Genomic DNA, 2,616 nt, shown 5'->3' with positions numbered 1-2,616 from the left:
ACCTGAATACATAGGGTTATTAAGCAAACGCGGGGAACTGAAACATCTCAGTACCCGTAGGAAAGGACATCAACCGAGACTTCCCTAGTAGTGGCGAGCGAACGGGAACCAGGCCAGTGCTCTTGTGAAATAAAGTCGAACAGCTTGGAAAGGCTGACCATAGCGGGTGACAGTCCCGTAGACGTTAAATAGCAAGAGACTCGAGTAGGGCGGGACACGTGCAATCCTGTCTGAACATGGGGGGACCACCCTCCAAGCCTAAGTACTCCTCTACGACCGATAGTGAACAAGTACCGTGAGGGAAAGGTGAAAAGCACCCCGACAAGGGGAGTGAAACAGATCCTGAAATCGGAAGCCTACAAGCAGTCGGAGCCGCCAAGCGCGGTGACGGCGTACCTTTTGTATAATGGGTCAGCGACTTCATGTGCCGAGCAAGCTTAAGCCGTTAGGTGTAGGCGTAGCGAAAGCGAGTTTGAATAGAGCGTTAAGTTCGTCGCATGACGACCCGAAACCAGGTGATCTATCCATGAGCAGGATGAAGGTAAGGTAACACTTACTGGAGGTCCGAACCGATATCTGTTGAAAAAGATTCGGATGACTTGTGGATAGGGGTGAAAGGCCAATCAAACCTGGACATAGCTGGTTCTCCGCGAAATCTATTTAGGTAGAGCGTCGGATGTATTCCCTGGGGGGTAGAGCACTGGATGGATGCGGGCGGCGCGAGCTGTACCAATTCTAACCAAACTCCGAATACCCAGGAGAACTATCCGGCAGACACACGGCGGGTGCTAACGTCCGTCGTGAAAAGGGAAACAACCCTAACCATCATCTAAGGCCCCCAAGTTATGGCTAAGTGGGAAACGATGTGGGATTGCTTTGACAATCAGGAGGTTGGCTTAGAAGCAGCCATCCTTTAAAGAAAGCGTAACAGCTCACTGATCAAGCGATCCTGCGCGGAAAATGTAACGGGGCTCAAGCCATGCGCCGAAGATATGGGTTCACGTAAGTGAGCGGTAGCGGAGCGTTCTGTAAGCCTGTGAAGGTCAACCGTGAGGTTGGCTGGAGGTATCAGAAGTGAGAATGCTGACATGAGTAGCGATAAAGAGTGTGAGAGACACTCTCGCCGAAAGACCAAGGGTTCCTGCGTAAAGCTAATCTGCGCAGGGTTAGCCAGCCCCTAAGGCGAGGCCGAAAGGCGTAGTCGATGGGAATCCGGTAAATATTCCGGAGCCAGTGTGAAGTGACGGATGGCATAACTTGTACGGACTTATTGGATTGTCTGTGCAGGGGCGTTGTCCCTGGAAATAACTCACACAGAGACTGTACCCGAAACCGACACAGGTGGTCAGGTAGAGTATACCAAGGCGCTTGAGAGAACTATGCTGAAGGAACTCGGCAAATTACACGCGTAACTTCGGGATAAGCGTGACTTGCTCTGGGCAACCAGATCCAAGTGGCACAAACTAGGGGGTAGCGACTGTTTATCAAAAACACAGGGCTCTGCGAAGCTGTAAAGCGACGTATAGGGTCTGACGCCTGCCCGGTGCCGGAAGGTTAAAAGGAGTGGTGCAAGCTGCGAATTGAAGCCCCGGTAAACGGCGGCCGTAACTATAACGGTCCTAAGGTAGCGAAATTCCTTGTCGGGTAAGTTCCGACCTGCACGAATGGCGTAACGACTTCCCCACTGTCTCCAGCATAGGCTCAGCGAAATTGAATTCCCCGTGAAGATGCGGGGTTCCCGCGGTCAGACGGAAAGACCCTATGAACCTTTACTATAGCTTCGCCTTGGCGTTAGCATCAACATGTGTAGGATAGGTGGGAGGCTATGAAGCGGGGGCGCCAGTCCTCGTGGAGCCATCCTTGAAATACCACCCTTATTGTTGCTGACGTCTAACCGCGGCCCGTTATCCGGGTCCGGGACATGGCGTGGTGGGTAGTTTGACTGGGGCGGTCGCCTCCCAAAGTGTAACGGAGGCGCGCGATGGTGGGCTCAGAGCGGTCGGAAATCGCTCGACGAGTGCAATGGCATAAGCCCGCCTGACTGCGAGACTGACAAGTCGAGCAGAGACGAAAGTCGGCCATAGTGATCCGGTGGTCCTTCGTGGACGGGCCATCGCTCAACGGATAAAAGGTACTCTAGGGATAACAGGCTGATTTTGCCCAAGAGTCCATATCGACGGCAAAGTTTGGCACCTCGATGTCGGCTCATCTCATCCTGGGGCTGGAGCAGGTCCCAAGGGTATGGCTGTTCGCCATTTAAAGAGGTACGTGAGCTGGGTTCAGAACGTCGTGAGACAGTTTGGTCCCTATCTGCCGTGGGTGTTCGAGACTTGAGAGGATCTGTCCCTAGTACGAGAGGACCGGGATGGACATACCTCTGGTGGACCTGTCGTGGCGCCAGCCGCGCAGCAGGGTAGCTAAGTATGGACGGGATAACCGCTGAAAGCATCTAAGCGGGAAACCCACCTCAAAACAAGGTCTCGCTGAGGATCGTGGAAGACTACCACGTTGATAGGCCGGGTGTGGAAGCTCCGTGAGGAGTGAAGCTAACCGGTACTAATAATCCGATCGGCTTGATCGTTCCTCAACACAACGCATGTTACATGCAAACACATA

Annotated in this window: 1 rRNA gene; it reads left to right on the top strand. The window is 53.2% G+C overall.

Annotated features, from left to right (window positions below):
- Positions 1-2,581: ribosomal RNA gene (locus ABAC460_RS47840) — 23S ribosomal RNA — on the top strand; the annotation flags it as partial.
- Between the last annotated feature and the right edge of the window lie 35 nt (positions 2,582-2,616).

Source organism: Asticcacaulis sp. AC460, assembly GCF_000495795.1.
Taxonomy (GTDB): domain Bacteria; phylum Pseudomonadota; class Alphaproteobacteria; order Caulobacterales; family Caulobacteraceae; genus Asticcacaulis.
Note: the sequence above shows the minus strand (reverse complement) of the source record. Positions and strands in the feature narration are given on the sequence as shown.